15 protein-coding genes are annotated in these 15,719 nt (G+C 54.8%); 9 read left to right on the forward strand and 6 right to left on the reverse strand.

What is annotated here, in order from left to right; all coding sequences use genetic code 11:
- Positions 1 to 72 precede the first annotated feature (72 nt).
- Together ABQ298_16285 and ABQ298_16290 are read left to right on the forward strand one after the other, a co-directional pair.
- Positions 73 to 1,476 (forward strand): Gfo/Idh/MocA family oxidoreductase, encoded by a 1,404-nt coding sequence (locus ABQ298_16285; GenBank protein ID MEQ9825942.1) that lies wholly within the window; start codon positions 73 to 75, stop codon positions 1,474 to 1,476.
- Positions 1,477 to 1,708: 232 nt separating this feature from the next.
- Complete coding sequence (locus tag ABQ298_16290; GenBank protein ID MEQ9825943.1) at positions 1,709 to 2,872, forward strand: hypothetical protein; 1,164 nt, start codon at positions 1,709 to 1,711, stop codon at positions 2,870 to 2,872.
- Positions 2,873 to 2,928: 56 nt separating this feature from the next.
- Here the strand turns inward: ABQ298_16290 and ABQ298_16295 are convergent, their stop codons facing one another.
- From ABQ298_16295 to ABQ298_16315, 5 genes are all read right to left on the reverse strand, one after another.
- A complete protein-coding gene (locus ABQ298_16295; protein MEQ9825944.1) occupies positions 2,929 to 3,273 on the reverse strand; it encodes a hypothetical protein in 345 nt (114 codons plus the stop codon).
- Positions 3,274 to 3,399: 126 nt separating this feature from the next.
- Positions 3,400 to 3,993, reverse strand: coding sequence for a hypothetical protein (locus ABQ298_16300; protein ID MEQ9825945.1), 594 nt, complete (start codon positions 3,991 to 3,993; stop codon positions 3,400 to 3,402).
- Complete coding sequence (locus ABQ298_16305) at positions 3,986 to 4,558, reverse strand: DUF4252 domain-containing protein (GenBank protein MEQ9825946.1); 573 nt, start codon at positions 4,556 to 4,558, stop codon at positions 3,986 to 3,988. Before ABQ298_16305 ends, ABQ298_16300 begins: the two co-directional genes overlap by 8 nt.
- A 2-nt stretch (positions 4,559 to 4,560) precedes the next feature.
- Positions 4,561 to 5,115, reverse strand: coding sequence for a hypothetical protein (locus ABQ298_16310; GenBank protein ID MEQ9825947.1), 555 nt, complete (start codon positions 5,113 to 5,115; stop codon positions 4,561 to 4,563).
- Positions 5,099 to 5,590: a sigma-70 family RNA polymerase sigma factor gene (locus tag ABQ298_16315; GenBank protein ID MEQ9825948.1), complete on the reverse strand. Its 492-nt coding sequence runs from the start codon at positions 5,588 to 5,590 to the stop codon at positions 5,099 to 5,101. Before ABQ298_16315 ends, ABQ298_16310 begins: the two co-directional genes overlap by 17 nt.
- A gap of 255 nt (positions 5,591 to 5,845) precedes the next feature.
- Here ABQ298_16315 and ABQ298_16320 point away from each other — a divergent pair, with 255 nt between their 5' ends.
- The 3 genes from ABQ298_16320 to ABQ298_16330 all read left to right on the forward strand — a co-directional run bounded on the left by ABQ298_16320 (position 5,846) and on the right by ABQ298_16330 (position 10,308).
- Entirely contained in the window at positions 5,846 to 7,822 is a 1,977-nt protein-coding gene (locus ABQ298_16320) for a S9 family peptidase (GenBank protein ID MEQ9825949.1), read from the forward strand.
- A 206-nt stretch (positions 7,823 to 8,028) separates the two neighbouring features.
- A complete protein-coding gene (locus ABQ298_16325) occupies positions 8,029 to 9,207 on the forward strand; it encodes a XylR family transcriptional regulator (protein ID MEQ9825950.1) in 1,179 nt (392 codons plus the stop codon).
- A gap of 105 nt (positions 9,208 to 9,312) precedes the next feature.
- The gene (locus ABQ298_16330) at positions 9,313 to 10,308 is read left to right on the forward strand and encodes a glycoside hydrolase family 130 protein (GenBank protein MEQ9825951.1); all 996 of its coding nucleotides are present in this window, start codon (positions 9,313 to 9,315) and stop codon (positions 10,306 to 10,308) included.
- Between the two features lie 28 nt (positions 10,309 to 10,336).
- On the opposite strand, the gene ABQ298_16335 is transcribed toward ABQ298_16330, so the two are convergent.
- Positions 10,337 to 11,311 carry a LacI family DNA-binding transcriptional regulator gene (locus ABQ298_16335; protein ID MEQ9825952.1) on the reverse strand — a complete coding sequence of 325 codons (975 nt, stop codon included), beginning with the start codon at positions 11,309 to 11,311 and terminating at the stop codon, positions 10,337 to 10,339.
- A gap of 151 nt (positions 11,312 to 11,462) precedes the next feature.
- Here ABQ298_16335 and ABQ298_16340 point away from each other — a divergent pair, with 151 nt between their 5' ends.
- The 4 genes from ABQ298_16340 (at position 11,463) to ABQ298_16355 (ending at position 15,626) form a co-directional block, all read left to right on the forward strand.
- Positions 11,463 to 12,434 carry a phosphoglycerate dehydrogenase gene (locus tag ABQ298_16340; protein MEQ9825953.1) on the forward strand — a complete coding sequence of 324 codons (972 nt, stop codon included), beginning with the start codon at positions 11,463 to 11,465 and terminating at the stop codon, positions 12,432 to 12,434.
- Positions 12,435 to 12,505: 71 nt separating this feature from the next.
- Positions 12,506 to 13,600 carry an Ldh family oxidoreductase gene (locus tag ABQ298_16345; GenBank protein MEQ9825954.1) on the forward strand — a complete coding sequence of 365 codons (1,095 nt, stop codon included), beginning with the start codon at positions 12,506 to 12,508 and terminating at the stop codon, positions 13,598 to 13,600.
- Positions 13,601 to 13,644: 44 nt separating this feature from the next.
- The gene (locus ABQ298_16350) at positions 13,645 to 14,742 is read left to right on the forward strand and encodes a sugar kinase (protein ID MEQ9825955.1); all 1,098 of its coding nucleotides are present in this window, start codon (positions 13,645 to 13,647) and stop codon (positions 14,740 to 14,742) included.
- Between the two features lie 104 nt (positions 14,743 to 14,846).
- Positions 14,847 to 15,626 carry an SDR family oxidoreductase gene (locus ABQ298_16355; protein ID MEQ9825956.1) on the forward strand — a complete coding sequence of 260 codons (780 nt, stop codon included), beginning with the start codon at positions 14,847 to 14,849 and terminating at the stop codon, positions 15,624 to 15,626.
- Positions 15,627 to 15,719 lie beyond the last annotated feature (93 nt).

The following is a 15,719-nucleotide window of genomic DNA, read 5'->3' on the forward strand; positions in this document are numbered from 1 at the left end:
GCAATCCATTCAATTCCGGCATTTGCGAACACCCCTCGCTACGCCCATTTCTGCAATCTGAATGTTCACCCCATGAATCGACGTGATTTCGTAAAAACTGCCAGCGGCGCCACAGCCGCTGCGTTTGTAGCCCCACTGTTCAGCATTGGCCGAGCGGGAATTCCCGCCAACAGCCGCCTCAATGTCGCCATGATCGGTGCGGGCAACATTGCAAGCATGGCCTATGCGGGAACCCCCAATGAAAACTGGGTTGCGCTCTGCGATGTCGACTCCACCTATCTCGACGAAGCCAAGGCAACCCATGCCAACGCTGCCAACGCCAGAACCTTTCGCGACTTCCGGGAAATGTTTGACAAAATGGGTGGCGAAATTGACGCCGTTTGCATTTCCACTCCAGACCACACGCATTTTGCCGCAACGCTCTGGGCGATGCAGCACGACTGTCATGTCTGTACGCAAAAACCGCTTACCCGCACCGTTTGGGAATCCCGCGCACTGCTCCAGGCGGCAAGCGAAAAGCCCCACCTCATCACCAACATGGCCAACCAAGGTCATACTTATGATGGAATTCGCCAGGCACGGGAGTGGATCGAACACGGTCTCATCGGTGAGGTCAAAACCGTGCACAGTTTCGAATCGGGTCCCAAATGGGGCAACCGCTGGTTCCAGAAACCTCCCAGTTTTCCACCTCCCTTCGAAGCAATTCCGGAAACACTCGAATGGGATCTCTGGCTGGGTCCACTCTACCCCCGGGAGTTCAGCTCCTACTATCATCCACTGAAATGGCGTTCGTTCTGGGATTTGGGAACTGGCATGCTGGGAGACTGGTTTTGCCACACCTGTGATGGACCCGTCTGGAGTCTGGGCCTCTACCAACCCGAATACGTGGAACTGATCGGCAAGGACGGCGACAACGGCCTGACGTTCATCCCGGACCGCTCCATCGTCAAGTGGCACTTCCCCGCACGCGCAAACCATCCTGCCTGTGACCTTTTCTGGTATGATGGGGGTCTTCGCCCACAACGCCCGGAAAAGTGGAGCTGGGGTCCAGTCCCTGCACGGGGTTCCTATTTTGAGGGAAGTGAGAATACCCTTTTCCTCGATGAGCGTTCCAACAATCCGCGATTGGTCAACCGTGAGGAAATGATTGCATTCTCCCGCAACGGACAACCCGCAGAACGCTACGAACGCACCGTCGAAAAAGATCCCTTCAAGGAATGGGTCGCCGCCATCAAGGGCGAAGGCCCACTGCCGGGTTCCCGATTTGAATACGCCGCACGCCTCACCGAGGTGGCCCTTCTCGGTGTGCTTGCACAACGCTTCGGCGGGCGTCTCGATTGGGATGCCGCACAGGGACGCATCACCAACCGTCCCGAACTCAACGCATTCTTGCGCGAACCCTGCCGGCGGGACTGGATCATTGGTGAAACCTACCCCATGCAACTGGACGACTCCCTTCGCCAACCCACGCTCTAGTGCGCATGAATTCTTTCCCTGCAGAAATGGGGAATTCTCCCATTCCTACAGAGACCACTTTCAGCAAGGAGCGAATCGATCAGGAATGCAACCTGCTCTGCATTTTGCCATGCAGATGCAGATCCCAGTCATTTCAAAGCGCAAACCGTCGCTTCTCCCATTGCATTCCTCCTTGCGTTTCCAACTGTTTTTGAACAACGTGGGGTTCTTCCGTGTCGCAGGGAGGTATTGTATGAGAAAAGTCAGTATGCTTTGGATGTTGTGGATTGCTGCAGGCATCCACTTGAACGCCTTCCCCGTGGACCCGCTCGAACACGGATCGTATCCCGTTGCAACCAGCAACCTGCAGGCTCACCGCCCTACCGATGCGACCATGGCTCACTACCTGCGTGGTACCTTCATCAATGGGGAAGCACGTTATGTCAGCTCCCTGCTGGATTTCCCGTTGTCCGCCGCAATGACAACAGTTCAGGTTCCCAATGATTTTGAACTGTATGGCGTCTATGCAGACCAGAGCCTACCCGTCCTCATGGTGGTGCTCTACCCCACTCACCCTGACAATTCGCACGACGATTATCGCTTTCCCTATGACGGACAGCCTGATACCCTTTTTCCGCGCATGCAGCCTCCGGGCCATCCGCCCATCCCCTTCCATCCGCAGAAGCGTTTTCCACTCATCATGATGTCCCATGGGCATCAATCCCATGCCTTGCAAAACCTTGAGGAAATGCGCTTTCTTGCCAGCCACGGTTATGTGGTGGCCGGCATTTTCCACGGGGACGGGCGTATTTCCGATGGCCAGGCAGAGCGTTTTCTGCGGCCACTCATGATCAAGGCAGCCACCCACTATCTACTCGTTCACCCGTTCTTTACCGGGATGATCGATTCTGAGCGCATGGGAATTTCGGGCACCAGTTTTGGCGGATTCACGGGTTTGACCGTACTGGGTGCAAAATTTCTAAACCACCCCAGTTCACAGAGCGATATTCGCTACAAGGCCGGGTTTGCAACCGTTCCCTGGCTGGGAGCAGGACCCGATGTCCCCTTCCCCGACGATTATGCCAGCCTCGCCAACATCACAGCACCCTTTCTCGCAGTGGTTGGTGAGCGTGATACCGTTGCACCACCAGACCGTGCGCTCGAGGGGTTGCAGCACACTTCTGGCCCCACGTATGCGTTTCAATTTCAGGGAGAAGGTCACAATTTTTCACAGACCGCCTTGCGGGAATCGCGCACGCTGCAGGTGATGTTTTTTGATGCCTTCCTCAAAGACAGTGCCATTTCAAAACAAGTGCTGGATGGACCTGTGACAATCAGGGGTGGTATCGAGGATCAAAAGGTGCTGCAGCGGCATCCGGTCGCTGAACCCGTAGATCCCAACGCACCGGGAGAGTGATTTTGCAGGCGGCCTTCAACGGCAGCACGGATCGCTTTCCTGCCAAGACAGATTCACTACACAGGTGAAATAACATAGTCAGGCAGCCAGCCCTCTGCTCCATCTTGCTTGCAGCACCAGTGCCATCCTCCCAGTTCCTTCTGGGACTGCACAATATCGCCTTTTTTGACGGAGAGTTCACGCGATGAGAAATTCTCGATCACTTCCGTTTGAGCGGCTTGCGCATCCTTTAGAACGGATTCGTGAACCCATGCACCAACCCGCTCACCCGCAACGTTCACCCAAACCCATTCCGTCCAGGTCGTATCCCGTTTTTCAATCCTTACCTGATCCCCAATTCGAACCTCCAGCGGGTGCGGATAGTTCACTTCAAAGTCGCTGAGTGCTTGATAGTTCACCATAGAAAAAGAGTTGGATGGGGATGAAGCTGAATGATTGGTAAGGTTGTTGGTGCAACAACCTTAACCTATGACTTTGAAATCATATGACAACTCCGAAGCACATCCAAATGCTGGAGCACATCTCACTCAATGTGCCTGCTCCACGACCTTATCGACACCCGACAACTCGTGTTCCCTGGCGACCAGTTCCACGATTCCATTGACGTTTCCGCGCAATTGAACCAGATGCAGTTCCTGCTGTTCCAAGGACACGACAATGATCTCTCGAACCCGCTCAAGGTGCCTGGGGTCCGATCTCACCAGAATGAGACTGCCACGGGTATCCTCATAGTTGCGCACGATGGCATCATACCCTTCCCCCATCAAAGATTCCAGCAGGTGGACCAGCCGCTGTCGGCAGGATGGATTCGCTCCGGTCACGAGGGAGTGATCCAGTGAATAGACTCCCACCTGAACTTTGCTCACCTGCTGCAAGATCCCCAGTGCTACGTCAGCATCACTATCGTCAGACAAGGAGATAACCTTGCGGGCCAGTCCCAGCATGAGTGAGCCAATGCCAAACTCGGCTTCGACCTGATATCCCGATGCAGCCCCACGAACAACAGAATCCCGCAGGCGATGGAATGAACCATCCACACCAAAACAGCCCGTCAGGCTGAGCAGACACAGTGCAGACACCATCAGGGTGACTGCACGGGTCCAGATTCCGTTCCTATTCATCGTGCTCGGATTCTTCAAGGTCCTCGAGTTCATCGATGCCAAACTGGCTTCCCAAACGTGAGAGCATGTCGAGATCGATGTCACCGACGACATTGACAATCGTCATCTTGTAGGAATCCCACGAGACAATGGCCAAGGCATAGATGTGATCCTCGCGGTCAGACTGGATACAGATCTGCAGGGTCTTATCGGACTGCTTGCTGCGTACCAAAGTATCCCAGCGGCTCTTCTGCAAGTGATTGACCAGTGATTCCGCCTTTTCAAGCGTGCTGTTGATGCCTTCTGCATCAAACTCAAACTCGACGACACGGATCAGTTTGATCGCAGCCAACATCTTGGCAAAATCGGGTTCACTCTTTTTGGTAACCCTTGCGATCATGCGAAGAATATAATTCCGAAGGTAAACCTCCGAAGTCAGATAACGTTCCGATCCCTGCAACACACTGTCGATGTTGAGGTATCCCGGATGGGACTCAATGGGCGCCTCCTCTTGAGAGGAACCGACCACAGGCAGCCCGAGCATGGCCACCCAAAGGCATGCCATTTTGATTAATTTGAATTTCATGATTACAGGTTGTTTTTGATGGTTACGGTTCCTTGATAAATACTTTCCCGGAGCGGGCGTGCAGTCTGTTCGAGCAGCACTTCCCGATGCATGGTGTCGCGGGTGCCGTTCATGATTTCCGAAATCAGCGCGAGCGATGCCTTCGCCTCCAGAGTAGCCTGCTGCAACTCATAGTCGGTGATCGTTGGTTCCTGCCAGTGTTGCACCATCAGAAACGACATCACCGCAATCGCTGCAACCGCACTCACCGCCTGGAGGGATCGAAGCCCCTGCCCTAAACCCACGTACCATGGAATCGTGACTTCATCCGTTCCGGCAATGGATTCGAGTCGTTCACTCAGGGTATCCGGACAACAGATCTCCTGCGCTGCGAGGCGCACGTCCCTGACCGCATTGCGATGCGCTTGATACAGAGCTTCCACCCGGGGATTCTGTCGGCGCACGTGGTGCACGATCAGGCGGTCAAACCAGCTCCCGTCTTCGTAGGCGACAAGCAGGATGCGCTCCTCCATGACCGGTGTTACCAGGTATGGACGTCCTTTAAATGTTCCTTTCATATCTCAGCTCCTGTTGCAAAAGTTTGCGTGCACGCAGTAGGTGCACTTTTACGGTGTTCAGCGGAATTCCCGTCGCGTCGGCAATCTCCCGGTATTTCAGCCCCTGGATTTCATACATGAGAAAAATCGGACGGATTTTATCCGGAAGGGACGCAATGGCTTTTTCAATACGTTTTCCCAAGGTTTGGTGCTCCAGTTGATCCCGGGGATCGGTATCATGAGGTGGATCCATGTCAAAATTCTGGTACTCTTGAATTTCCACATGGCGATCTCCCGTGCGCTGTCGCTTGCGAATCATGTCGATGCAGTGATTGTAGGTCGTTCGCATCAACCAGCTCTTCACCTTGAGCATCTGGATTTCGTCAAAATGATTCCAAAGTTTGATGAATACTTCCTGAGTCGCATCCTGCGCGTCCGCCTCGTTGCGCAACGTGTAGTAGGCGTAGCGGAACACCCGATCCTTGTGATCGAGCACGCATTTTTGATATCTCGCTTTCCTGAACATTGGAATCCTGATTGGCTTCTCAATGGAGACGTCACCATCAACAGAGATGTTTCAAAAAGGAATACAAATTTTCAACCCTGTCGAAGTCAGAATCCCATTTGACTGCAAAGCCCCAATTCGACTGGGTCAGTCAATCTGACGTTACGATTTCTGATGGCCTTGCACGATCCTGTCCGGACAACACAATGTCAGACATCACTCAACCCCAAGCCATCCCAAACCGACATGCGAATCCTCCTTCCCTGCCTCACCCTCCTTTGTATCCATATTTCTTCAAAAGCCAGTGATCCCGCTGCTATTCCGGTCGAGCACTTTGCCGCCGATCCGTTATTCACTCACGCTTCGCTGTCCCCGGAAGGTGATTCCATCGCATTTCTTCGCGAATTTGGAAATCTTTCGTACCTCTGCTTCCTCGATCTCGAGTCCGAAGAAATCCGCCGTCTCAAACTCGGCTCAGCCCCTGCCTACCATACCCGTGTTTCCCGGGAAGTCGGCAGCTATACATGGATCAACAATGACCGTCTGCTGTTGACCACGATGGTATGGGACCGCACGTACGGCAGTATCGCGATCAACAAGGACGGTTCCCGGTGGAAGGGACTCACCGGCTACGAAAACGCTCCCGATTCCAACCTGGTTGTGGCCGCATTGGAAGTCTTGTCCACTGCAGGCGACAATGGGGATGAAATCCTCATGCTCGACCGCCGGGCTTTGGATGGGCGGGATCGCATGTTTCCTCATGTCATTCGTCTCAACACCGTGTCGGGGACGTTTCAAACCCTCCAGGAAAATCCCGGTGACATCGCCTCTTGGATCCTCGATCCAAATGGTGACATTCGTATTGGCGTAAAACAGGGAGCGTCCAATGAGCTGATTTACCGCAAGGATTCAGACGCTCCGTGGACTTCCATCACACTGCCCGGCAGGGGACGCGAAAAACTGCGAGTGCTGGGTTTTGGCAGGGACTCCCAATTCTATGTGCGCGGCTTCAACGAACATGACCGCTGGTGCCTCTACCCTTATGATCTCGAACTTCAGCAGCTCGGAGATGCCATTTTGTCGGATGCTCTCTATGATTCCGTGCCCGAGGGTCGGGTTCCATCTTACGCCGGCATTTCACTTTCATCCCCCATTTCTTCTGCCAAAGACAATCGTCTGCTGGGGATGCACTGGGTCAGCGAGACCCCTCGGGTCGCGTGGTTTGACGAGCACTATGCCAAGATCCAGTTAAGCGTCGACCGGGCATTGCCTGAGACTGTCAATCTTTTCATCGGCTCCTCCGAAGATGAATCGAAGTTGCTGTTCCTTTCCATGTCTGACGTGCAACCCGGGATCTATCACCTGCTCGACCAGAATGCGCGTTCCCTTCGTCCCATCGGTTCGCGCATGCCCTGGCTAAACCCTGATCAACTCTCTCCGATGCTGGCAATCCATTATGAAACCCGGGATGGGCTGACGGTGCACGGCTACCTCACGTTGCCACAGCATCTCGAACCCAAGGCTCTGCCAACAGTCATCCTCCCCCACGGTGGCCCTTGGGTAAGGGATGTCTGGAGTTTTGATCCACTCGTGCAGTTGCTCGCAAGCCGTGGCTATGCGGTGCTGCAAGTGAACTACCGTGGATCCATTGGTTACGGCTCCGAGTTTCGCATGGCCGGAACCCGGGAAATTGGTGGAAAAATACAGGATGATATCGACGACGGAACCCAATGGATCGTGAAGACCGGTATTGCCGACCCAGAACGCCTCGCCATCCTTGGGCACAGCTATGGGGGTTACAGCGCACTCTTTGCAGTCGGCACCCAACCCGAGCGCTATCGCTGTGCCATTTCAATTGCCGGAGTCAGTGATTGGCATGCCATGTTCCGCAACGACAGCACGCGTCCGGAATACCGGCGTGCATCTGCCTTCTGGATGAAAGAAATCGGTGATCCCACGCTCGACGAACAGCGGATCCAGGAGATCTCACCCTATTTTTTTGCCGATCAAATCCGCGTTCCCGTACTCTTCATTCACGGGAAAGAAGACAGCACCGTTCCAATCAGCCAGAGCAAGCGCATGGCCAGCAAACTACGCAAAGCAGGCACCCCCGTTGAAGAATCCTACTTCGGATGGGAGACCCATGGATTAGGCAAACAGCGCTCCCGCGAAGCAGCCTACACCCAAATCCTCGAATTTCTCACCCAATACCTCAACCGCTGAGCATGCTCGACAGATCCTACCGCTGAACAGAGGTTGCTGAAGCGACACGGCACACCTTTACCCTTCCTCTCGCGACAAGCGGATCTCATACAATGAAGGTTGAATTTCATGCAGCTTTGTTGCAATGATGCCCCATTCTCATCTCGCAGCGATCACAAGGTGCACCTGCCTTCGCACTCCCCATCCTGACACACCACTCCCACCCGATGACCATCAGCCGACTTCCCCGAATCGCTCTCGTCTTCATGCTGCGACTGGAAGAAAATGTCGCCATTCTCAACGCAATTTCGACCTACAATCGATTCCATGAAAAATGGAGTGCCTTCATCGACGATCAAGCCCATGCCCAAAAGGATCCCGACTGGTTACTGAGCAAAGCACGGTGGGATGGAATCATTTGCAGACACTCCGCACCAGCCCTCTTCGATGCCTGCGTTCAACAGCGCATTCCCGTGGTCGACCTCAGTGACGATCCCCACCGCACCCCCGGGGTGCCCAAGATCCGCCCGGACAACGCCGCGATCGGGCATTCTGGAGCAGAACATTTCCTCGAACGTGGATACCGGCATTTCGGGTTTTGCGGATTTCAAAACGAAATCTGGGCGGCAGAACGTCGCATCGGTTTTGTTGAAGCCCTGCAGTTGGCAGGGCATGACTGCCATTGTCTGGAGAACGAATACCCAAAAGTTTCCACCCCGGGCTGGGAAGAACAGGAGGAAAGCGAGATCGGCAAATGGCTCGAGTCCCTTCCCAAACCCATCGCAATCATGGCCTGCAATGACATGCGCGCCCTACAGGTCATCAATGCCTGTCGCAATCATGGTCTGGAGGTTCCGGGTGAGGTCGCAGTTCTCGGTGCCAACAATGAAACCTGTCGCTGCGAGTTGTCACTGCCGCAACTGTCAAGCGTCCCCCTCAATACGGAATACTACGGTCAGAAGGCCGCCCAGATGATCACCAGTCTGATTCATGGACAACCCATCGGTGAAAAAGAGGTGTTTGTCGAACCCCTTGATGTCGTCACCCGACGATCCACCGACTTTCTTTCCATTGACGACCCCCATGTCTCCGCCGCCCTCAAAATCATCCGCGAGCGCGCCTGCAAGGGAGTGAACGTGGATGAAATCACGCGGGAGATCCACGTGTCCCGCAGCCTGCTCGAACGTCGATTCCGAAAATTTCTCGGACGCTCACCCCAGGCCGAAATCCGCAATCTGCAGATCCAGCGCATCAAGGAGTTGCTTCGTGAGACCGACTACACCCTTGCCCACATCGCAGAGCTGGTCGGCTTCGAACACCCGGAATACATGTGTGTGGTTTTCAAAAAATCAACCCAGCTGACCCCCAATCGCTACCGTCAGCGCGTTCAGGGAAAATCCGATTGAATCATGCCGTGATCTTGCAGTTATGTGAATAAATTTCTCATTCATTGCCAGCAGATCACCTGATAGCATGAGCCGCATTTTCAAAACCGAATCAACACCTTACGTATGACCCAATCCACAACCCTGAAAGCACCCGCACTTCCCAACCTTCCATGGCAGGAGCGACCTGAAAACTGCCCGGATCCCGTGTGGCGCTGCTCTGCCAATCCCATCATTTCCTGGAATCCCATTCCATGTGGTGCACGGGTTTTCAACAGCGCAGCCCTTCCCTACGACGGTGCATTCATCGGCGTGTTGAGAGTTGACTACAAAAATGGGCGTCCCCAACTGCACCTTGCCCGCAGTCAGGACGGTCTGCAGTGGGATATCGAGCCGCAAATGATCCAGTGGCAGGATGCAAATGGGAAACCTGTGTGCAATTCTTACGCCTATGATCCCCGGCTCGTGAAAATAGAGGACACCTACTACATCACCTGGTGTGATGATTTCCCGGGAGCGTCGATCGGCATGGGTTACACACGCGATTTCAAAACCTTCGTCAAAGCGGAAAACCCATTCATGCCCTTCAACCGCAATGGGGTTCTGTTTCCGCGCAAAATCAACGGCGAATACATGATCCTGAGCCGCCCCAGTGACAGCGGCCACACTCCGTTCGGCGAAATCATCCTCAGCCACTCCAAGGATCTTACCTACTGGGGAAAACATCGTCCCGTCATGAAAAATGGGGGATCAGGATGGTGGCAGGGAACCAAAATCGGTGCTGGTCCGGTCCCCATTGAAACCCGCGAGGGCTGGCTGCTTTTTTATCATGGAGTCTCCGGCACCTGCAACGGGTTCGTCTACAGCATGGGCGCAGCACTGCTCGATCTCGACGAACCCTGGAAGGTTCGCTACCGCACCCGCGACTACCTTCTCACGCCCGAGAAGGATTATGAAATCAGCGGCTTTGTCCCCAATGTGATCTTCCCCTGTGCCACTCTGCACGACGGGGCAACCGGGCGCATCGCCATCTACTACGGGGCTGCCGACACCTATACCGCCGTCGCCTTTACCCAGGTGGATGGCCTGCTCGACTATCTTAAGGCCAATTCCGAGGTCTGATGCATCCATGCGGCCAGCTGCTCCGCGTTCAGCAGGAACGGCGCTTGAGCAGCGGGCATTGAAAAATTTCAACCCCATGCCGGAAATCCCGCTCCTGGATGCGTTCCAGGATGCGGTCCACCACGTCGTCCATGGGTTGGGAAAAAGTCGTCAGCGACGGGAAAAACTGCCCGCTGAAATGAATGTTGTCAAAGCCCGTCACCCGAATGTCATCCGGGATCGCAATGCCCCGCTGCAACAGTCCTTTCATCACTCCAAGCGCTATCTGGTCAATCGTACACACGATGATATCGGGCAGGGATCCCTCATCGCAGAGCTGCCCCGCGAAGGTATTGCCCGCATCAAAAAATGGCTTCCCTTTCACAAGCGCCATGCGAACATCAAAACCCTTGTCCCGAAAGGCAGCTTCCATCGCGCGTGCGCGAATCGTGTGATTGGGAAGTTCCGCACCGAGCACCAGAATGCGCCGGTAATCGAGCGAATCAAGATAGTCAGCCAGTTCCCGTGCCGCTCCCGTCTCATCGGGACAGTAGGAAATCGAATCTTCACCCGGCACCGTATGCCCAATGCGAAAGATTGGTGCGACCTGGATGTCCCGATGCACTGCCCCACTGAAATCACTGCCAAGGATGATCACCGCATCCAGAATGTGCTGCCGCAGCGGAGTGAGGTCGCGCTCATCAATCTGGCGATCCGAAAATCCCACCAGCACCGTTGAATACCCCTTGGAGTGCAGCTTGTCCTGTAGGGTGCCGACAAAATCACTGAAAAAGGGGTCCTTGAAGTCATAAACCACCACGCCCACCGTCTGGGTCGATTTCCCTTTGAGTGCCTGGGCGGCACGATTCGGAACATAGCCCACCTCTCTGGCTACGCGCTCAACCTCTGCGATCGTATCGAGCGGAACCCCGATTTCACGGGCAGTTCCCGACAGTACACGGGATACCAGTGAGATGGAAACTCCCATCCGGGCTGCAATTTCTTTCTGGGTCACACGTGCCATGATTCAGGATCGTTTTGCCAATTCAGCACCCACAAAATGCCAAGGCTGCGAAGGTAAAGCAGGATGCTAGTGGAGGTTCAAAACAAAATCAACTCAAACGTTTGAGATAGAGCTTGATTTTTTTGTTCGGCTCGATTGGTCTGGATGTGCAATGAAAAAGGTACTCGTCACCACCACTTCGTTTCAAGATACTCCGGGTTCTCACCAGGACCTGCTCAATTCCTGCAACTGGCAGGTATCCTATGCACGGGGACCGCTCAGCGAGAACCAGATTCTGGAGTTGGTCGGAGATTTTGACGGCATCATCTGCGGCGACGATGTATTCTCACGCCGTGTCTTCGAGAAGGCGCTTCCTCGTCTTCAATTTCTCAGCAAATACGGTATCGGCGTAGACAAAATCGACGTTCAGGCAGCCACCGAACTCGGCATCCCCGTCTTTTTTACTCCCGGAGTCAACCACACGACCGTTGCCGAGCACACCTTCATGCTCATGCTCATGCTGGTCAAAAAGGCACCTTTTCACATCAACGCGGTGAGGCAGGGCCAGTGGAAGCGTCAGACCGGCAATGAGATCTGGGGAAAAACCATCGGGATTGTCGGTCTCGGCCGCATCGGCAAGGAAGTTGCCCTGCGCGCGAAAGCATTCGGACTGAAGGTCATTGGCTATGATGTGTATTGGGATGATGTATTTGCAAGCGAACATGGGATCACACGTGCGGCATCCTACGACCAGGTTTGGAGCGATGCAGACTTCATCACCCTGCACACCAATCTCAATGCTGAGACCCATCACCTCGTTCGAAACGAGACACTCGCCAAAATGAAGGACGGGGTCTACATCGTGAATTGCGCACGCGGAGAAATCGTTCACACCCAGGACATGGTGCAGGCCCTGCAATCGGGAAAGGTTGCCGGTTATGGAACCGATGTTCTCGACGATGAACCGCCCCGTCCCGACCATGCCCTGCTTTCCCTTGAAAATTGCATCATCACGCCCCACATCGGATCACGCACCTACGAAAGTGTGGTGCGACAGGCGACCAAATCGATTCAAAACCTGAAAAATGCATTTGAGGGCAAGCAGCCTCTGGCACAGGTGAATCAGGTTCCCATTGTCAAATAAGATCCCGTTGCAACCCCGAAACCCCTGTGTTAGCAATAGCGAACACTTTCGTTCCGATCCATTGATCCACTATGACTGAAACCTTCTACGTCGTTCCGGAATCCGTGCACAACGCTCTGGTCAAGGCCGCCTACGAGCAGCGCGGATTCGATTCCACCGAGGCAGATTATGCCGCACGATTCAGTGCCTACGCCACGCGTCATGGCATTCGCACGCATAACGCTCTCAAGGCCCTGCACCTCGATCACTTGTTTGGAAGTAGCGCGGGGGGATGCCAGCCCGGTGCCCAGATCGAAAAAATCCCCACTCGATTTGCAGCTTCCGAAGTCTGGAACGCAAACCGCAAACTCGGTCAGGCCACAGCCTACGAGGCTATCGAGACCGCAATGTCGCTGGCTGATCGATACGGCATCGGCATGGTGAGCGTCGACAATGCATTTCACTATCTCTGGGGAGGCGGATATGTGCTCGAGGCCGCAAGCCGGGGGTATATCGCCTACACCAACTGTACTGCGGCACTCGCCGAAGTGGTTCCTTTTACTGGCAAGTTTCCGACTCTGGGCACCAATCCCCACAGCTGGGCCTTTCCAACCCGGAAGGCCATCGGATTCGATCTTGTCGTCGACTGGGCAACCAGCGTCGTTGCCATGGGGCGCGTTCAGCAGTTCCTGAGAGAGGGCAAGTCCCTGCCGCCCAACGCAGCCGTGGATGCTGACGGCAAGCTGACCACCGATCCTGCGCAAGTGAAAGCCCTGGTTCCCTTCGGAGCACACAAGGGCTACGGACTGAGTCTGATCAACGAACTGGTAGGTGCCTATATCGGGGGGTCCCTGCCAACTCTGCGCAGTCGCTGGGATCAGCAGCCCGAGGAAAAACACACCCCCGCCTTCTTTTTCCAGGTTATGCATCCCGAAGCACTCAGCGGTGGGAACTTCGCCATGGGTCGCAGTCAGAGCGAAAACGTGAAAGCCGTGATTGCGGACATCCTGGGTCATGGAAATGAGAACTGCATGCTGCCCGGGCAGATGGAGGCCGAGTTTTTCCAACGATCCGAATTGAATAACGGTTTACTTTTTTCCGAAAAAGAAATCGAAGCATTCCAGGAGGTTGCGTCCGAATGCGGGGTTTCACCCTGGAACCTCAGCGATTTTTCCATCGCACAATGACGCAAGCTGTAGATTCAACCCAAACTCATTCATTTCAGACCATCATGCCACTATCCATCAAACCGAAATCATCCTGTCAATTTGACGAGGTCTCCCTTGGCGAGGTCATGCTCCGACTCGATCCGGGCGAAGGCCGCGTGCGAACCACCCGCCAGTTTCAGGCCTGGGAAGGCGGCGGCGAATACAATGTCGCCCGAGGGCTTCGCAAGTGCTTCGGACTCAAAACTGCGGTCGTCACCGCATTTGCGGACAATGAAGTCGGTCGCCTGATCGAGGATTTCATCCTTCAGGGCGGCGTGGATACATCCTTCGTGCAGTGGAAAAAATACGACGGCATCGGGCGTGAGGTGCGCAATGGACTCAACTTCACTGAACGTGGATTTGGAATCCGTGGAGCCGTCGGCGTGCCCGACCGGGCCAACACTGCGGCCAGTCAGATCAAACCCGGTGACATCGACTGGGAATATCTCTTTGGAACGCTCGGAGTTCGCTGGTTTCACACGGGTGGCATCTACGCCGCACTGAGCGAAACCGCAGCCGAAACCACCATCGAAGCCGTGAAGGCAGCAAACAAACACGGCACCATTGTCAGTTACGATCTCAACTACCGACCTTCCCTCTGGAACGCAATTGGCGGGCTGAAAAAAGCACAGGAGGTCAATCGCGAGATCGCAAAATACGTGGATGTGATGATCGGCAATGAAGAGGACTACACCGCCTTTCTCGGCTTTGAGGTCGAGGGCGTGGATGAAAACATCTCCCACATTGAAATTGATGCCTTCAAGAAGATGATCCAAACCGCCGTAGCCGCATTCCCGAACTTCAAGGCCACCGCTACAACGCTGCGCCAGGTGCGCACGGCGACAGTCAATGACTGGGGTGCGATTGTCTGGCATGATGGAAACTTCTTTGAGTCCCGTGCTTACCCGGAACTGGAAATCCTGGATCGCGTCGGCGGTGGGGATTCCTTTGCCAGTGGCTTGATTTACGGCTTCCTGACCACCGGTGATCCGGAGAAAGCAGTCAATTATGGTGCTGCCCACGGCGCACTCGCGATGACCACTCCCGGCGATACTTCCATGGCAACTGTCAAGGAGGTCGAGAAGATCATGGGAGGTGGTGGAGCACGCGTCGTGCGCTGATTTCCAAGTGGGAACCCGGGCGTTGTTGCGCACGCTGCATCATACGCCTGTGCGGTTCCCTCCTGTGTTACTGCTGAAACCCTTACACTTCCCCAACTCACCCAATGAACACCCACACTGCACAACTCTTTGATCTGACTGGAAAAACCGCCGTGGTCATCGGTGGCACTGGCGAACTCTGCGGCGCCATGGCCCAAGGTCTCGCCGAAGCAGGGGCAACCGTCGTGATCGTCGGCCGCAGTGCCAGCAAGGCCGAGGCCCGCCTCAAGGCAATCGCCGAAGCAGGAGGGTCGGCTACGTTTCACAGCACCGACGTCTCCACTCGGGTCGCCTTGCAACAATTACTCGATGAGGTCGTCGCAACATTCGGCAAGGTAGACATCCTGATCAACGGTGCCGGTGTTAACTCGGCAACTCCATTTTTCGAGGTTTCAGAGGACGAGCTGGACGGGATCATGCAGGTCAATTTCAAGGCCACTTTTCTGGCCTGTCAGATCTTTGGAGCACACATGGTTGCCAAGGGTTCCGGCAGCATCATCAATCTCGGTTCGGCAAGCGGACTGATGCCGCTGTCCCGCGTGTTCACCTACTCCGCATCCAAGGCAGCAGTGCACAATCTCAGCAAAAATCTGGCGCGGGAATGGGCTGCCACCGGAGTGCGCGTCAATGTGCTCGTTCCCGGGTTTTTCCCTGCCGAGCAAAACCGCAAGGTGCTCACTCCCGAACGCGTTGAGCAGATCATGGGACACACCCCCATGAAACGCTTTGGAAAAGCTGCAGAACTGATCGGCGCAACCCTGCTGCTCGCCAGCGACAAGGCGGGTAGTTTTATCACCGGTCACGAACTGGTCGTCGACGGCGGTTTTAATGCCATGACCATCTAAACCCACCCCAACGCCATCACGCTGACTAATCCACTTGATTCATCCGACCACTTTCCGCATTGATTACTGACGCGGGCACGAAGGCACCGCGCA

It is taken from the genome of Puniceicoccaceae bacterium, assembly GCA_040224245.1.
Taxonomy (GTDB): Bacteria; Verrucomicrobiota; Verrucomicrobiia; order Opitutales; family JAFGAQ01; genus JAKSBQ01.

Excerpts from the sequence above, each read along its gene's own strand:
- ABQ298_16285 (MEQ9825942.1), top strand. The coding sequence starts at position 73 with ATGAATCGACGTGATTTCGTAAAAACTGCCAGCGGCGCCACAGCCGCT.
- ABQ298_16290 (MEQ9825943.1), top strand. The coding sequence starts at position 1,709 with ATGAGAAAAGTCAGTATGCTTTGGATGTTGTGGATTGCTGCAGGCATC.
- ABQ298_16295 (MEQ9825944.1), bottom strand. The coding sequence starts at position 3,273 with ATGGTGAACTATCAAGCACTCAGCGACTTTGAAGTGAACTATCCGCAC.
- ABQ298_16300 (MEQ9825945.1), bottom strand. The coding sequence starts at position 3,993 with ATGAATAGGAACGGAATCTGGACCCGTGCAGTCACCCTGATGGTGTCT.
- ABQ298_16305 (MEQ9825946.1), bottom strand. The coding sequence starts at position 4,558 with ATGAAATTCAAATTAATCAAAATGGCATGCCTTTGGGTGGCCATGCTC.
- ABQ298_16310 (MEQ9825947.1), bottom strand. The coding sequence starts at position 5,115 with ATGAAAGGAACATTTAAAGGACGTCCATACCTGGTAACACCGGTCATG.
- ABQ298_16320 (MEQ9825949.1), top strand. The coding sequence starts at position 5,846 with ATGCGAATCCTCCTTCCCTGCCTCACCCTCCTTTGTATCCATATTTCT.
- ABQ298_16325 (MEQ9825950.1), top strand. The coding sequence starts at position 8,029 with ATGACCATCAGCCGACTTCCCCGAATCGCTCTCGTCTTCATGCTGCGA.
- ABQ298_16330 (MEQ9825951.1), top strand. The coding sequence starts at position 9,313 with ATGACCCAATCCACAACCCTGAAAGCACCCGCACTTCCCAACCTTCCA.
- ABQ298_16335 (MEQ9825952.1), bottom strand. The coding sequence starts at position 11,311 with ATGGCACGTGTGACCCAGAAAGAAATTGCAGCCCGGATGGGAGTTTCC.
- ABQ298_16340 (MEQ9825953.1), top strand. The coding sequence starts at position 11,463 with ATGAAAAAGGTACTCGTCACCACCACTTCGTTTCAAGATACTCCGGGT.
- ABQ298_16345 (MEQ9825954.1), top strand. The coding sequence starts at position 12,506 with ATGACTGAAACCTTCTACGTCGTTCCGGAATCCGTGCACAACGCTCTG.
- ABQ298_16350 (MEQ9825955.1), top strand. The coding sequence starts at position 13,645 with ATGCCACTATCCATCAAACCGAAATCATCCTGTCAATTTGACGAGGTC.
- ABQ298_16355 (MEQ9825956.1), top strand. The coding sequence starts at position 14,847 with ATGAACACCCACACTGCACAACTCTTTGATCTGACTGGAAAAACCGCC.